This window comes from Tunturiibacter gelidiferens, assembly GCF_013410115.1.
GTDB classification, from domain to species: Bacteria; Acidobacteriota; Terriglobia; order Terriglobales; family Acidobacteriaceae; genus Edaphobacter; species Edaphobacter gelidiferens.
The window spans coordinates 307,098-326,479 of record NZ_JACCCV010000001.1; the positions used below are offsets into that span (position 1 = coordinate 307,098).

Here is a 19,382-nt window from a genome sequence, read left to right on the forward strand (position 1 = left end):
GTCCGGCAGGACACAGCTTCTCTCTAGAAAAAAGTGTCGAGATCAAATCCGCGTCGCCTATTTCGCCTGCGTCTCCAGCAGCTTCCTGCGCTCCGTCTCCAGATAGGTGTAGCGGATGCGGTGAATCACCGTCAGCGTCGCAAACAGCGCCAGCACCCACAACGCCGGAGCCATCACGCCCCACCGGTTGCACAGCGCACCCAGAATCACGCACACGATGCGCTCCGGCCGCTCCATGAAACCCACCTTGCACGTCCCGATCAGCGCCTCAGCCCGCGCGCGCGTGTAGCTCACCATCACACACGCCGTCATCACAAACGCCACCAGTCCCACATAAAACAAGCGGTTCCCGCGCGCGTAATAGATCAGCAATCCAAAGAAGATCGCGACATCCGAGTAGCGGTCCATCACCGAATCGAAGAACGCGCCGAACACCGAAACCTGATTCGTCTTCCGCGCCACCCGCCCATCGACCATATCGAAGACGCCGGCACCGATGATGATTAGCCCCGCATAGGCAAACATCCGATTTGCATTATTCGGCCGTGCAAATCCAAAGAAGCACGCGGCGATGATGTTGATCACCAGACCGATGAACGTCAGTGCGTTCGGCGAGATGCGGGTCAGCGCTAGGCCGTTCACGATCTTCTGCAGCAGCCAGCCGCTGCCTTTGCCGAATGCGCTTGTCCAGGTCAAAAAACTAATCCTCCGGGGACGATCCCCGTCTTTGCCGCTTTCTTGGTATCACATCGCCACACGTACACCACGCATGCGATGCCGTTTGTCTATTCTTCCTCGGGGGCGTCGTGAATGGTCAGTAGCTTGAGGATCTCAAGTTCGCGCTTGCCGTTCGGTGTAATCACCGTCGCAGACTCGCCAACCTGTTTGCCCAGCAGCGCACGACCGATCGGGGAAGTTGTCGAGATCAACCCCTTGGACACATCCGACTCCTCACTCGTGACCAGCTGATACTTGATCTCCTCGTCCTTGCTGGAGTCGAAGACCGTCACGCGCGAGCCGAACCCGACCTTGTCATTGGGGATATTGACGAGATTCACCATGGCCAGCTCGCCCATCCGCTTCTTCAACTGACCCAGGCGGGCGTTGACGAAGACCTGGCGCTGTTTGGCCATATGGTATTCGGCGTTTTCACTCAGGTCGCCCAGTGCGACGGCCTTCTTGATCTCAGCAGGGAGTTCGGTGGTTAGTTCGTGCTCCAGCAACTTGATCTCTTCTGCAAGCCTCTTTTTTACTTGTTCTGGCATGGGGCCTTCCGGATAGTACTGGCGAGCGCGCAACCCTTCGCGCGACAACGCTCTCTGATCAAAACTCGATTATACGATGGCGGACAGCAAAACCACCCCTCCGCCTTCGCCCAACCCGGCCGCCACTCTCTACGAACGCCCTCGCTCATCCGCCCTCGCCTCAAGAAACGACTGTAAAATCAACACCGCCGCCACCTGCTCGATTACCCCCTTCGTTCTCTCGCCGCGGGACCCGCTCATCCGTCAACCGCTCAAGATCCGTCTTCGATCTCTCATCGGTAGTCACAAACTTGAGTCTGCTGCGGGCCCACTCCCCGCTCAGCCGTAAAAGTCCGCCGTAAAATGAGAGCACGAGCCAGACGACACGGCCGAAGCGCGTCGGCAACCTGACGCTGACCATCCCACGCCAGAAAATACGGAGCGCGCACTTGAAGTTTCTCGGTATCCTCGTTCTGCTTCTGCTCATCGCCCTGGCCGTCGCCGCTGGCGTCATCTACCTCCCCTACGGTCCCTCCACCGAGACCTTCGTTGACATCGCCCCCGGCACCGGCACCGAGACCATCGCCTCCCAACTCCAGCGCAGCGGCGTCATCCGCAACCGGCTCGCCTTCTATCTCCTGCGTCTCAAGACGGGAGGGACCCTCAAAGCCGGCGAGTACCGCTTCGACGGCCAGCTCCCCATGACCGACGTCTACCAGCGCATCCTCCACGGCGACGTCTACACCCGCGCCTTCACCATCCCCGAAGGCTTCAACATCTTCGACATCGCCCAGGCAGCCGAGGCAGCCGGGTTCGGCCCCCGCGACGCCTTCCTCGCCGCCGAGCGCCAGCACACCGAGCTCATCGCCGCCTTCACGGCCGACGGACCGCCCCCCGTCTCTCTCGAAGGCTATCTCTTCCCCGACACCTATCAGTTCTCCCGCCATGCCACACCTCTCCAGATCCTCTCCGCCATGGTGCGCCGCTTCCACCAGGAATCCGCCCAGCTCGGCCTCACCAACGACGTCTCCCAGACCGTCATCATGGCCTCGCTCATCGAAAAAGAGGTTCGCCAGGACGCCGAGCGACCCCTCGTAGCCGGCGTATTCGTCAACCGCCTCGCCAAAGGCATCCCCCTCGCCACCGACCCATCCGTCATCTACGCAGCCCTGCTCGACAACCGCTGGCGCGGCACCATCTACGCCTCCGATCTGCAGTCCCCATCTCCCTATAACACCTACAAACACGCCGGCCTGCCCCCCGGACCCATCGCCAACCCCGGCATCGCCGCCCTCCGAGCCGCCACGCGCCCCGCCCGCACCGACTACCTATACTTCGTCAGCGACGCCTCCGGCCACACCCGCTTCTCCGCCACCCTTCAGGAGCACGCCCAGCAGGTCCAGTCCTACCGTCTCGCGCAGAAACATCAACTCTCCGGAACCGGAGTTACCCCTTAGCCAACCGCGCTTTAGCTGAGAAGTTTGAGAAGCGCATCGGAACCTCCAGACATCCAATTCGTATACGGAACCAGTACAAAAGAACCGCGTCACGGCCTGAACCAGAGGAACCGAGCCGGGAAAGATATACTTGAAGTTTGTGCTCATGAGGATAAAACAAGCGGCGGCGATGGCAATCCTTGGGCTGGCTCCGGCGCTGACCGGTTGCCTGACCCATACCCGCATCGTCCCCAAGACGCGCCCCGCCGACGTCATCCTCAACGCCGAGCTGGAAGATCTCCTCAAACAAGTCGACGTCCGCTTCAGCGCCGTTCAGACCATGAACGCGAGCGTCGAGATCGTCGCCACCACCGGCGGAGGCCGCCAGGGCAAAGAAACCCAGTATCCCAGCTTCAGCGGGTACATCTTCCTCAGAAAACCGCAAGACCTCCGCGTCCTGCTCCGCGTCCCCTTTCTCGGTTCGGTGGCCCTCGATATGGTCAGCGACGGCAAAACCTGGAGGTTCTGGGTCCCCAGGCGAAATCTCGCCATGACCGGCACCAGCGAGGTCACCAAACCGTCCAGTAACGGCCTCGAAAATCTACGTCCCGCGGTCTTTTTCGACTCGCTCCTCATCCACGGCCTCGGCCCCGATCAGGTCGTCTCCCTCACCCAGGACACGCGGGTCGTAGCAAACGAAAAAAACAATAAGGACCTCATTGAGGAACCCGACTACGACCTCGAGTTTCTCGCCCAGCCCAAGGGCCAGACCGCCCACACCGTTCGCGTCATCCACATCAGTCGCGCCAACCTGCTCCCCTACCAGCAGGACATCTACGGCCCCGACGGCACCGTCGTCACCCGCGCCTTCTACAGCAACTACCAGAAGTTCGGCGACACCCCCTTCCCCATGAAGATCGAGATCCGCCGCCCCCAGGATCAGTACACCCTGACCCTCACCCTCACCAAGCTCACCCTCAATCAAAAGCTAGAAGACGATCAGTTCGAACTGAAAATTCCCGACACCGTCCCCATCAAGAAAATGGACTAGCCTGCGCCTCGGTCGCCGTCGCTAAACTTGTTTAGTGACGCTTCCGCAGTCTGCTCTTTTGTTGTCATTCTGCAGCCCGCTCAGTGTCGCAAAGCTCGGCTTCGGCGAAGTCGTCATCACCCTCCCCCACTGGCATATATCGGCATATTGCGCTTTTGCTGGTTCATTACGATCGAAATACCAGAGAAGGTGTCATTCCGACCGGAGCGCAGCGGAGCGGAGGAATTTGCTTTTTCTCGTCAGCTCAAGAGTACGTTTGAAGCTCTAGTCCTCCGCCCACCGCGCCCCGGCATCAGCCACCCCATACGAGCCGCGCTCCGACCGCCCCTCGCGCTTGACGACCGAAACTAGCGCCCCCAGCAGCAGAGCACCACCCGCGTCCGCAAACACCGAGTAGCTCAGCGGCTGCTTGATCCCCACGCTCCACGTCATCGCCAACGCGAACAGCGCAAACAACCCAGCCGATCCATAAGCGACATACTCCAGCTTGTACCCAATCAACAGCCCCGCTCCAAACACAATCTCAAACCCTGTAGCAATCCACGCCAGCGCAGGAATCAACGCCTTCGGCGCGAAGCTGTTCACAACGCCGCAGTAAGCCACGAAGTGAGCCCAGTCGCCCCACGAAGCCCGCGGCGATCCATACGGCCCCCACAACCCAAATCTATCCGCCACGGCCGAAAGCAGCGTCACCGCCAGCGCAACCCGCCCCACCCATAACGCAAACGTCACAACGCGAGAAGATCTCATAAGCAAAGAATCAAACCGCAGGCTCCCCCTCCCAAACATACCGCACTCCGGAAGCCGCATCCACCAAACTAAGCGAACGATCTACGCCCTTTCCATTAAGGGAAATCCAGCCGTCACAGGTAGTCTTGCAACCCCGCCCGCGCTGCATGCCCCGCAATCGCCTCATTGATCTCGAGCGCCAAAGCAAGCGCTGCATGCCCATCCTCGCCCGAGACCAACGGTCGCGTGCGCGTGCGTACCGCCTGCAGAAACGCCTCAATCTCCAGCCGCAGCGGCTCGCCCAGCTCCACCGACACCTTCTTCAGAGACAGCCCCGCCGAAGGATGTCCGCCCAAAAGCGATCCCAGCTGCGCCCCCGCCTGTTGCGCCTTCTCCGCCATCGCAGCCAGCACCGCCGGATCCATCCCCGCAGCCGCCGTCACATCGATCATCAACAGATCCTGCCGCGCAAAATCCAGCGAGAGATACTGATGCGGCTGAAAAAATCGCAGCTTCCTCACCCGCTCCGTACTCACCCGGCTCGCCGTAAAGTTCGCAATGCAGCCATTCTCGAACTCCACCCGCACATTCGCAATATCCACCTTGCGCGACAGCACCGGCAACCCCACCGCGCGCACCTCGCGCACCGGCGAAGCCACCAGGCTCAGCACAATATCCAGATCGTGGATCATCAGATCCAGAACAACATCCACATCCAGCGAACGCGGCGTAAAGATACTCAGACGGTGCGCCTCAAAGAACATCGGCTTATGCAGATGTTCCCGCGCGGCAGTCACCGCGGGATTAAATCTCTCCAGGTGCCCCACCTGCACCACGCGCCCATGCTTGCGAGCCAGCTCCAGAATCAGATCAGCATCAGCAAGATTAGCCGCCAGCGGCTTCTCAATCAGCAGATCCACCCCAGCCGCCAACAGCGGCGCAGCCGCGCTCGCATGATGGACCGTCGGCACGCAAACCGACGCAGCATCAAGCCGCCCAACCGCAGCCAGGCAAGCCTCAATCGTCTCAAAGCCCGCCACACCAAACTTCTCCGAAGCCGCAGCCAGAGCCGCCGAATCCCGATCCACCACGGCCACAAGCTCAACCGCCTGCCCAGCGTGCTGTAGCTCCCGCAGCACCCGCAGATGATTCCGCCCAAACGCTCCCGCCCCAACCACCGCGACACGCAGAGCCTGCGTCCCAGCCACACCTTCTTGTGCCACTACTTCTTTTCGACCGGAGCCTCAACCGCCTCGCGGCAGCGGGCATACAGCTCAAGCAGATGCGTCACCTGTTCCTCACTCTTCGACGAGGTAGGCAGACCAAAACCAGTTGATCCCGCCGATTTGCTTCCAACATTCGCCTGCGATGCAACAAACTTGAGTAGGTCAAGCGCGATATCTTCGGTACGGCGCGCTGTGCTGATGGATTCCATGAAGTGGTTCCTCTCGTTTCTCTTAGCCTGATGTTAACGGCCCACATGCCATGCACGCAAATGGGTGCCGCTTCACCACAACGATAGACTTCTCCTGCAACGTCTACCAATGGAGGTGCACTTGGAAATGAAATTAGAGGACCATGACGACGACCTGACCAGGTTCGAAGCCGAAGGCGTCGCACTCCCGCCGCTCGAACACCACGGCCACGTCGAACACGAGGGAGCCCGCATCTGGTACGCGACCTACGGCTCCGGCTCGCCTGTCATCCTGCTCCACGGAGGCCTCGGCCACAGCGGCAACTGGGGCTATCAGGTCCCCGCGCTCCTCGAAGCCGGCCACCGCGTCATCCTCATCGACAGCCGAGGCCACGGCCGCAGCACACGCAACACCCGCCCCTACACCTACGAGCTCATGGCCTCCGACGTCCTCGCCGTCATGGACACCCTGCATCTCAAACAAGCGTCCCTCGTCGGCTGGAGCGACGGCGCCTGCACCGCTCTCATCGTCGCCGCGCAAGCCCCCACCCGCGTCGCCGGCGCATTTTTCTTCGGCTGCAACATGGACCCCAGCGGCCTGAAGCAAATTAACCAACACAACTCCCTGCTCTCCCGTTGTCTCTCCCGCCACTTGCAGGACTACGCCCAGCTCTCCGCCACACCCGATCAGTTCCACGAGTTCGCCGAGGCCGTTGGCATCATGATGAAGTCCCAACCCAACTACTCCACGCACGATCTATCCCAGATCGGCGTGCCAGTCCTGATCGTCCAGGCCGAACACGACGAGTTCATCCGGGATGAACACGCCCAGTACCTCGCTCAAAACATCCCAGACGCAAAGCTCCTCTTCCTGAAAGAAGTAAGCCACTTCGCCCCGCTGCAGCGCCCGCAGCAGTTCAACGCCGCCCTGCTCGCCTTCCTCAGCGAACGCCAACCCCAGCGTTAGATCGAAGCTCTGTCCTGCCGGACGGGCCCACTGCGCGTGGAGCGGGCGTTCACACGCCTCTCTGGAGCTTCGCGTGGTCCTCCCGTTGGTCGGAAATCATCTTCCCTCGCGACCAACGGGAGGACCAAGCGAAGCGGTATACAAGTCACGAAGTGACCGCCGCCCGCGCAGGGCGCACTTCCCTAACCGGCAATCCCACACCGATGCGCCGCCCGCACGCCGCAGACAATCTCATAGGCAATCGTGCCCGCCAGCCGCGCATGATCGTCCGCCGTCGCCCCGTCCCCCAGCACCACCACCTCATCCCCCACCGCAACATCTGCGATCCCGCTCACATCCACAACGGTAAGGTTCATCGACACCCGCCCCACAATCGCCGCCCTCTGCCCCCGCACCATCGCCCACCCCCCCAGCCGCGCGTTCGACGCCGAAAGCTCCCGTCGCAGTCCATCCGCATATCCAACCGGCAGCAGCGCCAGCCGCATCGCTCGCTCCGCCACAAAGATCCCGTTATACCCAACCGTCTCTCCCGCCTCCACCTCGCGCACCCCAATCACTCGCGTCTTCCACGTCATCACCGGCTGCAGCTCCCGTCGCACCGTGTTCAGCCCGCCACCCTCGATCGGAAGACAGTACCCATAAAGCGCAATCCCGGTCCGCACCATAGACTTTGCCCCAACCCCAGCCGCCAGTCCCCGCAGCCACGCAACATTTCCTTCTCCCCCCTGATTGTCCAGCGTCGAAGAGTTCCCCGCATGCACCCACACTGGCCGCAACCCCGCCGCCGCAACCGCACCCATCGCCTCCTCAAATCTCTTCCTCTGCGCCACCGTCTGCGCCGACCCCGCCACCTCCGACGACGCAAAGTGCGTCATCACCCCATTCACCCGTAACGCAGTCTGCCCCTTCACCCATCCCAGCAGCGCCTCCAGCTCCTCCCCCGGCGTCACCCCCTGCCGAGCCATCCCCGTATCGATCTCCACATGAACCGGCATCACCACTCCGCCACTCTGCCCGGCAGCCTCCACCAGCCACTCCATCTGCTCCCTTAGCCAAACCACCGGCGTCAGCCCATGCCGAATCACATCCCCCACATCCTCGCGCAGCAACCCCGACATCACCAGAATCTCCGGCTGCTCTCGCCGCGAAATCCCAGCCCCGGCCAAAGCCTCCCGCACCGCCGCACCCTCAGCAACATCGGTCACACCCAGCCACTCCGCACCCGCCCTAGCCAGCACCGGCGCACACACCGCCGCTCCATGCCCATACGCATTGGCCTTCACCACTGCCAGCACCGCAGTCTCCGCACCAGCCGCCCCTTGCAGCAGCCTGTAGTTTCCCGCCAGCCGCCGCTCCGAAACCTCCACCCAGTTCTTCACATCCCTATCCTACCGTCGCCGCCCGCTCCAGCAGATCCTCCCCAAATACCTCTTGTTCCCCATCGCACCCCGAGTGTGATACAAAGCCACGTCTGCAGAAAGCACACCCGCCGCGCCTCCACCCAGGGTCCGCGACGTCTCCAAGGGGTTTGTCCGTCGCCATGAAAATGAATAGCCGTTCAGTCCTGTTGCACTCCAGCCTAGCCGCTGCCCTCGCCCTTTCTTTCGCCGGTTGCAACAATAACGGCAGCAGCACCTCCAAGGAGCTCGCCGACCTCCAGGCCCAGCAGGCCAAGAACATCGGCAACTTCTCCAACACCGTCTTCCTCGGCGACTCCCTCACCGCCGGCTTCCAGAGCGGCTCCCTCCTCGACACCACTCAGGTCCATGGCTGGGCCCCCGTCCTCGCCGCCCAGGCCGGCTTCAACATCATCCAACCGCTCATCGCCTATCCCGGCGCCCCTAACGTCCTCCAGCTCGAATCGCTCGGACCACCGCCCGTCATCACGCAAGTCGAGCCCACAGTCACCACCAAAGGCCGCGACAACTTCGCCACCCAGGTCACCGACCTCGCGGTCCCCGGAGCCCTGCTCAACGACGTCATGAACACCCTCCCGCTGGTCAATCCGAGCACCCCCCAGCAGCAGATCACCCAACTTGTCCTCGGCTTCCCCGGTCTCGGCTACGGACAGGCCAACAGCCAGGCCACCTTCGCCATCAAGGCCCAACCCACCACCATCTTCCTCTGGATCGGCAACAACGACGCCCTCGTCGCCGACGAGACCGGCATGCCCTCCAGCATGACCTCCGTCGCCAACTTCACCAGCCAGTACCAGGCCCTCATCACCGAGCTCACCACGATGACCCCCGCTCACCTCGTCATCGCCAACATCCCCGACGTCACCAAAGTCCCCTACCTCACCCCCGCCGCTCTGGTCCTCGGCGAAGTCTCCGCCGAAACCGGCCTTCCCATCGCCGTTCTCAGCCAGATCCTCGGCATCGTCCCCGGCGACCTCGTCAATCCCACCGGTACCGCCGAGATCCCGCTCATCCTCACAGGCCAACAGAAAGGCCCCATCGACGACGCCGGCTTCCTCTCGGCCGCCGAGGTCGTGACTGTCCAGACTCAGGTCACAGCCTTCAACCAGGTCATCGCCTCTCAGGCAAAGGCCGCCAACGCAACCCTTGTCGACATCAACGCCCTCTTCAACCAGGCCTTCGCCAATGGCGTCACCATCAACGGTTACACCGGCACCTCCAGCTTTCTCGGCGGCATCTTCGCCCTCGACGGCATCCACCCCACCAACGTCGGATACGCCGTAGTCGCCAACACCTTCATCGACACCATGAACACCGCGATCAGCACCAAGATCCCTGACGTCCCCCTGGGCCCCGTCGCCGCCACCGACCCCTACTGGCCGCCCAACCTCGCCGCCGAGGTCGCCCCCTCCGCCCGCCCCAGAATCATGCCAGCCAACGCCGGAAAACACATCTCCAGCATCCTCGGAACGAAGCAGTAGATATCTAAAAAGGCCAGCCTCAAAACTCTGCAAATCGTCATTTCGACCGCAACCGCGCAGTCTCATCGCACAGCGGAGTGCAGAGGAGATTGTTTGCGAAACTCTATCCTCAGACACCAGCCCATCGCTGCCCATTTCCAAATTGCGGACAATCCAGTAGAAGACAATCCAGTAGAAAATGACGAGATCCTTGTTTCCCGGTGCCGATCCCACAACGAGGTGATACCCTCCGGATTGCCTATACTCCGACCGGAGTTCGGCGGCCAACTTCCACACCAGATTCACGCTTCCCGGTAACCGCGTCTGCCCGCAACAGCGTTCACCAGACCCCAAGGTGTTGATGCGAGCTCACTGAGCCGCGCTGGAGGAGATAACGAATGACGCCTCAAATTGATACGAGTGATCCGCAGGAATTGAAAAGCCTGGTTCGGGGCACAGTTCATCTCCCCGGCGGCGACGGCTACGATGAGGCGCGGCAGGTCTGGAACGGCATGATCGACCGCCGGCCGGCAGCGATCGTCTGCGCCGCCGGAGTCGCAGACGTGATCGCGACCGTGCAGTTCGCGAGTGAACGCGGTCTCCCGGTTGCCATCCGTGGCGGCGGCCACAACGTGGCGGGAACCGCGGTAGGCAATGGCAGCATCGTCATCGACCTTGCAAGGTTGAAGTCGGTTCAGGTCGATTCAGCCGAGCGCAGAGCGCGCGCAGGCGGCGGTGTCTTGTGGTGCGAATACGATCACGAGACGCAAGCCTTTGGCCTCGCTTCACCGGGAGGCGCGATCTCGACCACTGGCATCGCCGGCCTCACCCTTGGTGGAGGCTACGGCTACCTGTCGCGGCGTTACGGAATGGCTTGCGACAACCTCGTTTCCGCCGACGTCGTCACAGCCTCCGGGGAACTGGTGACCGCGAGTGCCGACTCCAACCCCGATCTCTTCTGGGCGCTACGCGGCGGTGGAGGCAACTTCGGGGTCGTCACGGCGTTCGAATTTCAACTTCATCCCGTCCGGGAACCGCTCGGCGGAATGATCGTGTTTCCGTTCGAGTTGTCGAAGACCGTATTGCAGCGATTTCGCGACCTGTCTCTCGAAGCGAGCGACAACCTTACGCTATTGGCCGCAGTCCTGCCGGCTCCGGACGGCGGGAAGGCCGTCGCCGTAGTGTTGAGCGATATCGGGACCGAAGGGGAGGGCGAACGCGCCCTTCAGTCTTTCCGCGAACTGGGATCGGTTCTGGTCGACACGGTCGCGCGCATGCCATACTGCGCGTTGCAGCAACAAGTCGATGTGTCCTACCCCAAGGGCCAGCGTCACTTCTGGAAATCCGCGTTTCTCAAAACTCTCACCGACGACATCTTCGACCTGATGATCGAAACCCTCAGCACGTCCCCTTCGCCACGGAACCTCATCATGATCGAGGTCTACGGAGGCGCGGTTGCACGGGTACCCACAGACGCCACGGCCTTCGGACACCGCGACGCAATGTTCAACCTGAGTCTTCTGGCCATCTCGGACGATCCCGCAATCGACACCGAACAAACGGCGTGGGCGCGGGATGGCTGGCAGAAGATTCTCCCCTACTCAACCGGCGGCGCCTACGTAAACTATCTCTCGGAGGGAGAGGACGTGCACTCCGCCTACAGCGACGCCCGCTTCCAGCGCCTCGCGGCGATCAAAGCGCAGTACGATCCCGCGAATCTGTTCCGCTTCAATCAAAACATTCCGCCCGCGAAGAGTTAGCCGCCCGACCACTCTCCGTCCGCAGGTCCGGAAACGGAAAGTAATCCAGAGGCCATTCGCTGCCTGGTTGGATAGATACAGCGCGCCCCTATTTTCGCCGCCTGCCGGGCGGAGTGGAGGGGTGCCTCGGCGTTGAGCGCGAACCTGCGATGAGGATGTCAACAAGACGGCGGGCGCTGGGCTCCCAGCCGGGCTGAGCAGCGGTGTGGAAGACGCCAACGAGGGCACGGACGAAGTCATTGGCGTCGGTGTCGGAGCGGAGATCGCCACTGGCGACGGCCCGATTTACGGAGGCTACAAAGGCGGTGTGGATGAGCGACCGGGAGCCTTCCATAAGCCGCACGGAGCCTCCAGCGATCGTATTCATGGCCGGGATGATGAGCATCTTTCCGGCGACATGGTCGATAAAGAGAAGCATCCACGCACGCAGCGCTTCTAGCGGTGGCATGGTGGCAGCGAAGCGCTGTTCGGCTGCAGCAAGCTTTTCGACTTCGCTGCGATAAACAGCTTCGATGAGGTCGTCGCGAGTTGCGAAGTGGCGATATAGGGTAGCGTTGCCGATGCCGGATCGGCGTGCGATGTCGTCGAGGCTCGCAGCTGCTCCATCGCGTGTGAAAACATCCTTGGCCACCTCAAGGATGCGCTCGCGGTTGCGCTCCGCGTCGGCACGGGGTTTGCGAGCAGGCAAGGGGCGCGACAACTTCTTTTTGGCCATAGAAGCGGAGACGAAAATTTTATGCAACCGGGGACTATCCCCGTTTATCTCATTTATGCGGGGACAGTCCCCGTTTTATAAGGCACCGGCCTGAATGTCAACTTGACGCGGGCTTGGTAGACTGCGCCACCAACAACAGGAGGAGTGACCATGCGTCTATTCGTAACGGGTTCGACGGGATTCATTGGGACGGAGCTGGTGAAAGAGTTGATTGAGGTAGGGCACCAGGTGCGTGGACTTACCCGCAGCGATGCCGGCGTGGAGCAGTTGAAGGCTGTCGGTGCCGAGGTCCATCGCGGCGACTTCCAGGACCTCGACTGCCTGCGCCGCGGAGCCGAGGGGATGGATGCTGTGGTAAACCTGGCCTTCAACCACGACGACTTTTCGAAGTTTGCGCAGAATGCGAAGGACGAGATCCAGGCGATTGAGGCCATGGGATCGGTCCTCGAACCAGGCAAGTTGCTGGTGATCACCTCCGGGGTCGGGCCCAGTGCACCGGGTCAGCTGCGCAAAGAGACTGATCCCCCGGCAGACTCGCCCGCGATGCCGCGCAGGCCGGAACAGGCGGCGCAGGCTGTGGCGGCAAGGGGTGTTCATGCGGCGATTGTGCGGCTACCGCAGGTGCATGACACGCGCAAGCAGGGGCTGGTGACGAGGTTGATTCAGATCGCTCGCGAGAAGGGTGTTTCGGCTTATGTGGGCGACGGCGCGAACCGCTGGGCCGCAGCTCCGCTAAAAGATGTTGCTCACCTGTATCGTCTGGCGGTCGAGAAGACGGGACCAGGCACGACGACGTATCACGCTTTGCAGGAAGAGGGCGTGTCGCTGCGGGATATCGCGGAGACGATCGGTAAGGGGCTGCAGGTGCCGGTGGTTTCGATCCCCGCTGAAAAGGCCGTCGAGCACTTCGGGATCTTCTTCGGGCACGCTGCAGCACAGAATATGCCGGGTTCAAGCGAGTGGACGCGCAAGACACTTGGCTGGGAGCCAACAGGGCCGGGGCTGATCGAGGATTTGACGAATAGGAAGTACTGACGATTCCGTTGGACGACTAAGACCGCCCAACGCCGAGGCCCCTGGGTCGTTCCGGGGCTTCGTTCTGTTTGCGAATCGTGCCGATCGATGTGTGTTGCTCACGCGTTGGTCCTTGCAAGTCGGCTTCCAGGAAGTTACGGACTCGAAATCAGGAAGATGGCCCGAACTCCGAAAAAGGCGACTCTCCAACCTCCCGTTTTCACAGTCAAAATCTTCTGTCAAGCCCTCATCACATCTATCTCATTTATCGTCAATGAGATCCACCTTGCGCATGAGTTATGGCAAATCCGCTATCATTGAAAGACAGAGCAAAAAAGAAGGCCCCCGCGATCGTCATCCCCGGGGGCTTTTTCTATTTCTGCTCGAATTATCGACGCTAACCCTTTTCGAAAGACGATTTTACCCGTAACCCCTTTGAATGGACGATTTTACAAAACGTCAAAAATGTTATGTCACTCATTCCAAAGATTTTATTACGAAATACCCCGGGGGGTACCCCCGGGCACGGCATACTCAAACCTGATCTCGGTATCCATGATGCAATCCGGACACATCGACGTCGCCCACCGTTCAGAGGCTCACAGGAGGCACAGGCGTGATCCGTCCATCCCGCAGCGCGAACAACTCCCCGCGCCACACCACGGTATTTCCGGCAAAGCTCCAGGCCCAGAAGCCCAGCCCGAAGAAATCCCGCAGCGGCAGCAGCCACAGGTCGCGCAACACCTGCTCATCGCCCAGCACGCCCACTCCGACCGAAAGCGCCACCGCAACCCGCGCCAGCAGCACCACACTCAGCAGAGAAAAGCTCCAAAGTGCAAGCCCACTCGCAACGCAGGTCATCACCGCCCATGGCACCGCATACGTAATCCCCAGTCCGAGGTATCCCAGCTTGCGCGAATCCCGCGTCGATCTCGCCCAGCGCAGTTGATGGTCCTTGAACCCGCGGTAGTGATACTCCGGCACAGTCGTCTCCACCACCTCATTCGCCAGCTCCACACGATACCCTGCCGCCGCGATGCGCGCGCCCATCTCGTAGTCGTCAGCCAGATACTCCGTCAGCGGCTCAAGACCCCCAGCCTTCGCCAGCACGCTCTTGCTGGTAGCAAGCGTCGATCCCAGCCCAAAGCGAATCCCGCCCTCCAGCTTGCGCGCCGTCAGCACACCCGGCAGAAAGTCCGTCGAAATACCCAACGCCTCCAGCCGCGACCACACCGTCAGGCCCCCGCCGCCCTCCGCAGTGCGGCCGATATAAGGAGCCGTCACCATGCCCACCTTCGCGTCGGAAAAACACTGCATCACCCGCGTCAGATACTGCGGAGAGACACGAATGTCGCTGTCGTTGATCAGCACATGCTCATACCGGGCCTCGCGCAGCATCTGCACCAAATTGCTCACCTTACCCGACGTACCCAGCCGCTCCCGGCACTCCACCAGGCGGATCGCACACGCAGGAAACTCAGCCTGCAGCCGCTCGATCTCACCAACGGCCGGATCGTTCAGGCTGCTTACGCCGAAGACAATCTCGAAGTTGCCCGCGTACTGCTGCCGGCAGTGACTCACCAGCCCCGCATACATCCGCTGGTCCACTCCCTTCACCGGCTTCAAGATCGTAACGTCGGGGGCGAAGCCAACATCGACCGCCTTTCGCCGCCAATAGTGTGCGAAGTCACGGGTACCCCACAGCGCCAGCAGCAGATAGGCGAGCCCGGCAAGCGTCAACAGCGTCGTGATCGCCTCAATTGTGATGGCCATCTCAGTAGTCTACCGAACCTACTCACACCGAATCACCACCCGCTATTCCGAGATCGGTCACCTACACTACTCATAACGCAAAGCCTCGATCGGATTCAGATTCGCCGCCTTCCACGCCGGATAAATGCCGAAGAGAAGTCCGATTCCGCACGAGCAGCCGAAGGCCAGGGCAACCCACAGCGCCGACAGCATCGACGGAAAGAAGAGGTGTAGCACGAGAGCGATCGCACTGCCGATGAGCACGCCAATGACGCCGCCGACAGCGCAGAGCGTAATGGCCTCCAGGGTGAACTGCGCGAGGATGGTTTGCTTGCTCGCACCGATCGCCTTGCGCACCCCGATCTCCCGCGTTCGCTCCGTCACGCTGACCAGCATAATATTCATCACGCCGACGCCTCCCACCAGCAACGCCACGCTGGAGAGCGCAAACAGCAGTAAAAACAGGCCACCTGTGATCGTGGTCCATAGACGAGTCAGCGAATCGGTTCCAAAGATCGCGAAGTTGTCCGGCGCCTCGTTCTTCACCTTCCGCCTGCGCCGTAACAGCTCCTCCAGCTCATCCTGCACCAGCGTCTTGTTCTTCTGGTCATCAAACTTCAGGCTGATCCAGTAATCCAGTATCTCCGGGTGGATCTTGTGGAACGTAGTCACGGGGAAGAACGCCTTGTTGTCCTCCGGGTTCTTGCCTCCCCCAAACGCCTGTTTCTGTTTGTCCATTACCCCCACAACGGTAAATGTCATGCCCGCGATGGTCACATCCTCGCCCACCGGATTCGTCGCGCCGAACAGCCCGTCCGCCGTATCGATCCCCAGCACGACAACGTTCGCTGCCCGCTCCACGTCGCTCTCGTTGAAGAAGCGGCCATCCTTCAAGTCGAGCTCATACACATCCTTCACGCTCGCCGTGTCACCCTCCAAGGTCGTCCCCTCCATGATCTTGGTGCCGTATCTCACCGCGACCGTGCCCTCCACACCGCTCTTGTCCCGATATTGCAATCCCGGCGTCACCGCCACAACATGCGGCAGCTCCTTCATCGCCATCGCGTCCTCGTAGGTCAATTGCTTCCTCGTCAGCATCTCGGTCGTTGGCCGCACCCCGATCACCGGAAACCGGAAGACCCAGATCACATTCGTCCCCAGCGACTCCACCAGGCCAGACACACTCGAGTTCAATCCGTTAATCACCGACGAGATGATAATCACCGTCATCACGCCAATCACAATCCCCAGAATCGTCAGTCCGCTGCGCAGCTTGTTCGCCCGCAGCGTATCCAGAGCCATCACTACCGTTTCTTTCGTATCGGCGATCCGCATCAATGACCTCCCTGCCCTCTGTCTCTGCCCAGCCCGTGCTTCACTCCGATCTCAGCGCCACGATCGGATCCAGTTGCGCGGCCTTTCGCGCCGGATAGACACCGAAGAAGATTCCCGTACCGGTGGCCATCACCAGCCCGGCAATGACGCTCCACAGCGCAATCGTCGAAGGAAATCCTGCCAGGATCGTAATCACCTGCGCCACCAGGATTCCCCCGATCACGCCGAAGACTCCGCCCACCAGCGCCATCGTCCCGGACTCGATCAAAAACTGCATCAGGATGTCCTTTGGACGCGCGCCCAGAGCCTTGCGGATACCGATCTCGCGCGTCCGCTCAGTCACGCTCACCAGCATGATGTTCATAATGACGATGCCGCCGACGACCAGCGAGATCAGCGCCACCGCCCCGGCCACCGCCCCAAACGACCGCGTCACGATGCTGAAGAATCCCACCAGCGTATTGTTCGTATCCAGCTCAAACGAATCCTCGGAGCCTGGAGCGTCATGCCGGCTCGATCGCACCAGAACCCTCACCTCGTCCGCCGCCGTCTCCAGCACCGGTCCAGCCTCGCCCGCCTTCACATAAATCGTCAGCGTCTTCGCCGTCCCATAGCTCTTCTGAAACGCCGTCAGCGGCACGGCGACCCAGTTGTCCTGGCTAGCACCAAACGTGCTCCCCTGTTTCTCGCTGATCCCAATCACCGTGTACGGAGTGCCGTCGACCCGCAACTCTTGTCCCAGCGGATCCACTCCCACAAAAAGATGGTCCTCAATATCGGTCCCGATGATCGCCACATGCGAGGCATGCTCCTGGTCTGCCTCCGTGAACCCGCGCCCCTGCATGATGTTCAGGTTCTGCAGCGAAGGCATCTGCCACGTATATCCCCGGATGTTCGTATCGGTCGTGGACTCCGTACCCCGCACGATCTTCCCCGTCACGGCCTGCTGCGCGCCAATCCCGATGCAGTGCCTGCAGTTCGCCGCCACATACTGAAAGTCCGGGTAGAGGATGTTCTTGCGCTTCTGATACCGCTGATAGTCCTCAGGGCTGGTGATGATCTGGGGCATCTTCGAGACGGTGAAGACATCTGCGCCGTAGCTGGCGAACTTTGTGGTGACGTAGGTGTTTGCGCCGTTGACCAGCGTCACCACCGCGATCACACTGGCTACGCCGATGACGACGCCGAGCAGGGTCAGGACGGAGCGGAGCTTGTTAGCCCAGAGCGACTGCAGCGCGATCTTTACGGCCTCTTTGAATTCCATTGCCTTGTCTACCTTGGGTACGCTTGAGACTACCAGCCAGAGGCCTCCAAAGCGAGACTTGCCTTGCTCTCTAATACGCAGCTGGACGGGTTTTGTTCGCTGCGTGGGATACACTTATAGCTGCAGGCGGCTGGATGATCGCTGCCGCCTTCACCGCAAGGTGTTTGGCGGGGGAGGAAAGTCCGAACTCCGCAGGGCAGTGTGCCGGATAACGTCCGGGACGGAGGTTTCAAGACCTCTGGACGGCAAGTGCAACAGAGAACGAACCGCCTCCGGTTGGTGATTTATTTCGGTAAATCCGCAAGCGGCCTGGGGTAAGGGTGAAAAGGTGCGGTAAGAGCGCACCGCGCGGCCAGTAATGGACGCGGCAGGGTAAACCCCACACGGAGCAAGACCAAATAGGCAGGGATCTTGCCGCTTCTCTTCAGGCGGCAGGAGCGTATCGGCCCGATGCGCCCAGGCGGAGAGACTCGAAATGGCGGTGACGCCGTCCAGAGAGCCGGAACTTGCGGGTAGGTTGCTAAAGCGCCGCAGTAATGCGTCGCGTAGAGGAATGATCGTCTAAAACAGAATTCGGCTTACGGGCCGTCTGCGAACTTATGGCCTCGAAATCGCTCAAACGGTTTCGAGGCCGTCTGATTTTCGGTGGGGATTTTTTTTGCTTGTGGTGGAGGGTGCTTTTTGCTGGGGTTTCTGCAAATTGTGGATGCAAAACGTGGTGTTTTGGATGGTGAAACGTGGTGTGGTTGTGGTGTTTTGCGTGGCTGTAGATGCAGGTTTTTTGAGCTGCGAAAAATGTGACATGTTTTTGAGATTTATTTTTGAGGTCGTGGCGGACACGGGCGAAATGCGGGGGGGGTCTCTCCACTGCACGACAGACGGTGAGACTGTCTGTCGCTTCGGTCGAGATGACGAGGTTCAGGGCGGTGACGAGGTTCAGGGTGACGAGGTTCTGGGCGGCGACGGTTCTGGGCGGTGACGAGGTTCAGGGCAGCGACCGGTTCAGGGCAGCGCCGGTCCAGGGCAGCGACCGGGTCCAGGGCGGCGACGGGGTTCAGGGCAGCGCCGGTCCAGGGCAGCGACCGGGTCCAGGGCGGCGACGGGGTTCTCGGCGGTGACAAGGCTCAGGGTGAGGAGTTTCTGGCGACGAGGTTCAGGGCGGTGGAAGGTTCAGGCGCGCGACGAGGTTCAGGGCGGTGACGGGGCTAACGGATGGCGGCCATGGCGGCGCGGAAGAGGCTTTCGAAGTCGTGGGAGGCAGCGGGATCTTTGGCGACGGCGGTTTCGATGGCTTTCTGGGCGACGGGGCGGGGGTAGCCGAGGTTGACAAGGGCGGAGAGGGCATCGTCGCCGGCGGGGCCGTGATGAGGGCCTCCCGTGGTGGTGGGGATGGCGACGGCGAGGTCGTCGAGCTTGTCTTTGAGCTCGAGGACAACTCGCTCGGCGGTCTTTTTGCCGATGCCTGGGATGCGGGTGAGGGTGGCGTGGTCGCCGGAGCGGATGGCGGTGATCAGGCGGCTGCCGTCGATGCCGCTGAGGACGGTGATGGCCAGCTTTGGGCCGATGCCGGAGATGGTGAGGAGCTTTTCGAAGAGACGCTTCTCCTGAGTTTCGGAGAAGCCGAAGAGCGCGATCTGGTCTTCACGGACGTGGGTGTGGATGTGCAGAGTCGCTTCTGCGCCTTCGTTGGGAAGAGCGGAGAAGGTAGTGACGCTGATGGTGACGTCGTAGCCCACACCAGCACACTCGAGGATGGCCTGATTGGGAGTTTTTGCGAGGAGGCGTCCGCGGAGGTGAGCGATCATGCTTCTGGTGATTGTAGC

At 61.2% G+C, this 19,382-nt stretch carries 18 protein-coding genes and 1 other RNA gene; 8 read left to right on the top strand and 11 right to left on the bottom strand.

What is annotated here, in order from left to right:
* Positions 1-57 precede the first annotated feature (57 nt).
* Both HDF12_RS01265 and HDF12_RS01270 read right to left on the bottom strand, forming a co-directional pair.
* Positions 58-696, bottom strand: coding sequence for a CDP-alcohol phosphatidyltransferase family protein (locus HDF12_RS01265; protein WP_179580596.1), 639 nt, complete (start codon positions 694-696; stop codon positions 58-60).
* Positions 697-785: 89 nt separating this feature from the next.
* Positions 786-1,265: a GreA/GreB family elongation factor gene (locus HDF12_RS01270; protein ID WP_179583213.1), complete on the bottom strand. Its 480-nt coding sequence runs from the start codon at positions 1,263-1,265 to the stop codon at positions 786-788.
* Positions 1,266-1,341: 76 nt separating this feature from the next.
* Here HDF12_RS01270 and HDF12_RS01275 point away from each other — a divergent pair, with 76 nt between their 5' ends.
* The 3 genes from HDF12_RS01275 (at position 1,342) to HDF12_RS01285 (ending at position 3,731) form a co-directional block, all read left to right on the top strand.
* Positions 1,342-1,593 carry a hypothetical protein gene (locus HDF12_RS01275; protein WP_179580598.1) on the top strand — a complete coding sequence of 84 codons (252 nt, stop codon included), beginning with the start codon at positions 1,342-1,344 and terminating at the stop codon, positions 1,591-1,593.
* Between the two features lie 100 nt (positions 1,594-1,693).
* The gene (mltG, locus tag HDF12_RS01280; protein ID WP_179580600.1) at positions 1,694-2,701 is read left to right on the top strand and encodes an endolytic transglycosylase MltG; all 1,008 of its coding nucleotides are present in this window, start codon (positions 1,694-1,696) and stop codon (positions 2,699-2,701) included.
* A gap of 145 nt (positions 2,702-2,846) precedes the next feature.
* Complete coding sequence (locus HDF12_RS01285) at positions 2,847-3,731, top strand: LolA family protein (RefSeq protein ID WP_218892279.1); 885 nt, start codon at positions 2,847-2,849, stop codon at positions 3,729-3,731.
* Between the two features lie 264 nt (positions 3,732-3,995).
* Here the strand turns inward: HDF12_RS01285 and HDF12_RS01290 are convergent, their stop codons facing one another.
* The 3 genes from HDF12_RS01290 to HDF12_RS01300 all read right to left on the bottom strand — a co-directional run bounded on the left by HDF12_RS01290 (position 3,996) and on the right by HDF12_RS01300 (position 5,895).
* Positions 3,996-4,481 (bottom strand): DoxX family protein, encoded by a 486-nt coding sequence (locus HDF12_RS01290; RefSeq protein ID WP_179580603.1) that lies wholly within the window; start codon positions 4,479-4,481, stop codon positions 3,996-3,998.
* Positions 4,482-4,594: 113 nt separating this feature from the next.
* Positions 4,595-5,683 carry a Gfo/Idh/MocA family oxidoreductase gene (locus tag HDF12_RS01295; RefSeq protein ID WP_373563827.1) on the bottom strand — a complete coding sequence of 363 codons (1,089 nt, stop codon included), beginning with the start codon at positions 5,681-5,683 and terminating at the stop codon, positions 4,595-4,597.
* Positions 5,683-5,895 (bottom strand): hypothetical protein, encoded by a 213-nt coding sequence (locus HDF12_RS01300; RefSeq protein WP_179580605.1) that lies wholly within the window; start codon positions 5,893-5,895, stop codon positions 5,683-5,685. Before HDF12_RS01300 ends, HDF12_RS01295 begins: the two co-directional genes overlap by 1 nt.
* Positions 5,896-6,022: 127 nt before the next feature.
* On the opposite strand from HDF12_RS01300, the gene HDF12_RS01305 reads away from it, so the two are divergent.
* Positions 6,023-6,841: an alpha/beta fold hydrolase gene (locus HDF12_RS01305; protein ID WP_179580607.1), complete on the top strand. Its 819-nt coding sequence runs from the start codon at positions 6,023-6,025 to the stop codon at positions 6,839-6,841.
* Positions 6,842-7,023: 182 nt separating this feature from the next.
* Here the strand turns inward: HDF12_RS01305 and alr are convergent, their stop codons facing one another.
* Positions 7,024-8,220 (bottom strand): alanine racemase, encoded by a 1,197-nt coding sequence (gene alr, locus HDF12_RS01310; RefSeq protein ID WP_179580609.1) that lies wholly within the window; start codon positions 8,218-8,220, stop codon positions 7,024-7,026.
* A 167-nt stretch (positions 8,221-8,387) separates the two neighbouring features.
* On the opposite strand from alr, the gene HDF12_RS01315 reads away from it, so the two are divergent.
* Together HDF12_RS01315 and HDF12_RS01320 are read left to right on the top strand one after the other, a co-directional pair.
* Positions 8,388-9,740, top strand: a complete 1,353-nt coding sequence (locus HDF12_RS01315) for an SGNH/GDSL hydrolase family protein (RefSeq protein WP_179580611.1) — start codon at positions 8,388-8,390, stop codon at positions 9,738-9,740.
* Positions 9,741-10,117: 377 nt separating this feature from the next.
* The gene (locus tag HDF12_RS01320; protein WP_179580613.1) at positions 10,118-11,479 is read left to right on the top strand and encodes an FAD-binding oxidoreductase; all 1,362 of its coding nucleotides are present in this window, start codon (positions 10,118-10,120) and stop codon (positions 11,477-11,479) included.
* Positions 11,480-11,567: 88 nt separating this feature from the next.
* Here the strand turns inward: HDF12_RS01320 and HDF12_RS01325 are convergent, their stop codons facing one another.
* Entirely contained in the window at positions 11,568-12,167 is a 600-nt protein-coding gene (locus HDF12_RS01325) for a TetR/AcrR family transcriptional regulator (protein ID WP_257025298.1), read from the bottom strand.
* Between the two features lie 177 nt (positions 12,168-12,344).
* Here HDF12_RS01325 and HDF12_RS01330 point away from each other — a divergent pair, with 177 nt between their 5' ends.
* Entirely contained in the window at positions 12,345-13,229 is an 885-nt protein-coding gene (locus tag HDF12_RS01330; protein WP_179580615.1) for an SDR family oxidoreductase, read from the top strand.
* 570 nt (positions 13,230-13,799) lie between these two features.
* On the opposite strand, the gene hpnI is transcribed toward HDF12_RS01330, so the two are convergent.
* The 3 genes from hpnI to HDF12_RS01345 all read right to left on the bottom strand — a co-directional run bounded on the left by hpnI (position 13,800) and on the right by HDF12_RS01345 (position 17,559).
* Positions 13,800-14,981 carry a bacteriohopanetetrol glucosamine biosynthesis glycosyltransferase HpnI gene (gene hpnI, locus HDF12_RS01335; RefSeq protein ID WP_179580617.1) on the bottom strand — a complete coding sequence of 394 codons (1,182 nt, stop codon included), beginning with the start codon at positions 14,979-14,981 and terminating at the stop codon, positions 13,800-13,802.
* Positions 14,982-15,047: 66 nt separating this feature from the next.
* The gene (locus HDF12_RS01340) at positions 15,048-16,295 is read right to left on the bottom strand and encodes an ABC transporter permease (protein ID WP_179580619.1); all 1,248 of its coding nucleotides are present in this window, start codon (positions 16,293-16,295) and stop codon (positions 15,048-15,050) included.
* Positions 16,296-16,335: 40 nt separating this feature from the next.
* Positions 16,336-17,559, bottom strand: coding sequence for an ABC transporter permease (locus HDF12_RS01345; protein ID WP_179580621.1), 1,224 nt, complete (start codon positions 17,557-17,559; stop codon positions 16,336-16,338).
* A 122-nt stretch (positions 17,560-17,681) separates the two neighbouring features.
* On the opposite strand from HDF12_RS01345, the gene rnpB reads away from it, so the two are divergent.
* Positions 17,682-18,156, top strand: an RNA gene (gene rnpB, locus HDF12_RS01350) — RNase P RNA component class A.
* A gap of 608 nt (positions 18,157-18,764) precedes the next feature.
* On the opposite strand, the gene ruvA is transcribed toward rnpB, so the two are convergent.
* On the bottom strand, positions 18,765-19,364 hold the full coding sequence (gene ruvA / locus HDF12_RS01355; RefSeq protein ID WP_179580623.1) for a Holliday junction branch migration protein RuvA: 600 nt from the start codon (positions 19,362-19,364) through the stop codon (positions 18,765-18,767).
* Positions 19,365-19,382: the final 18 nt, after the last annotated feature.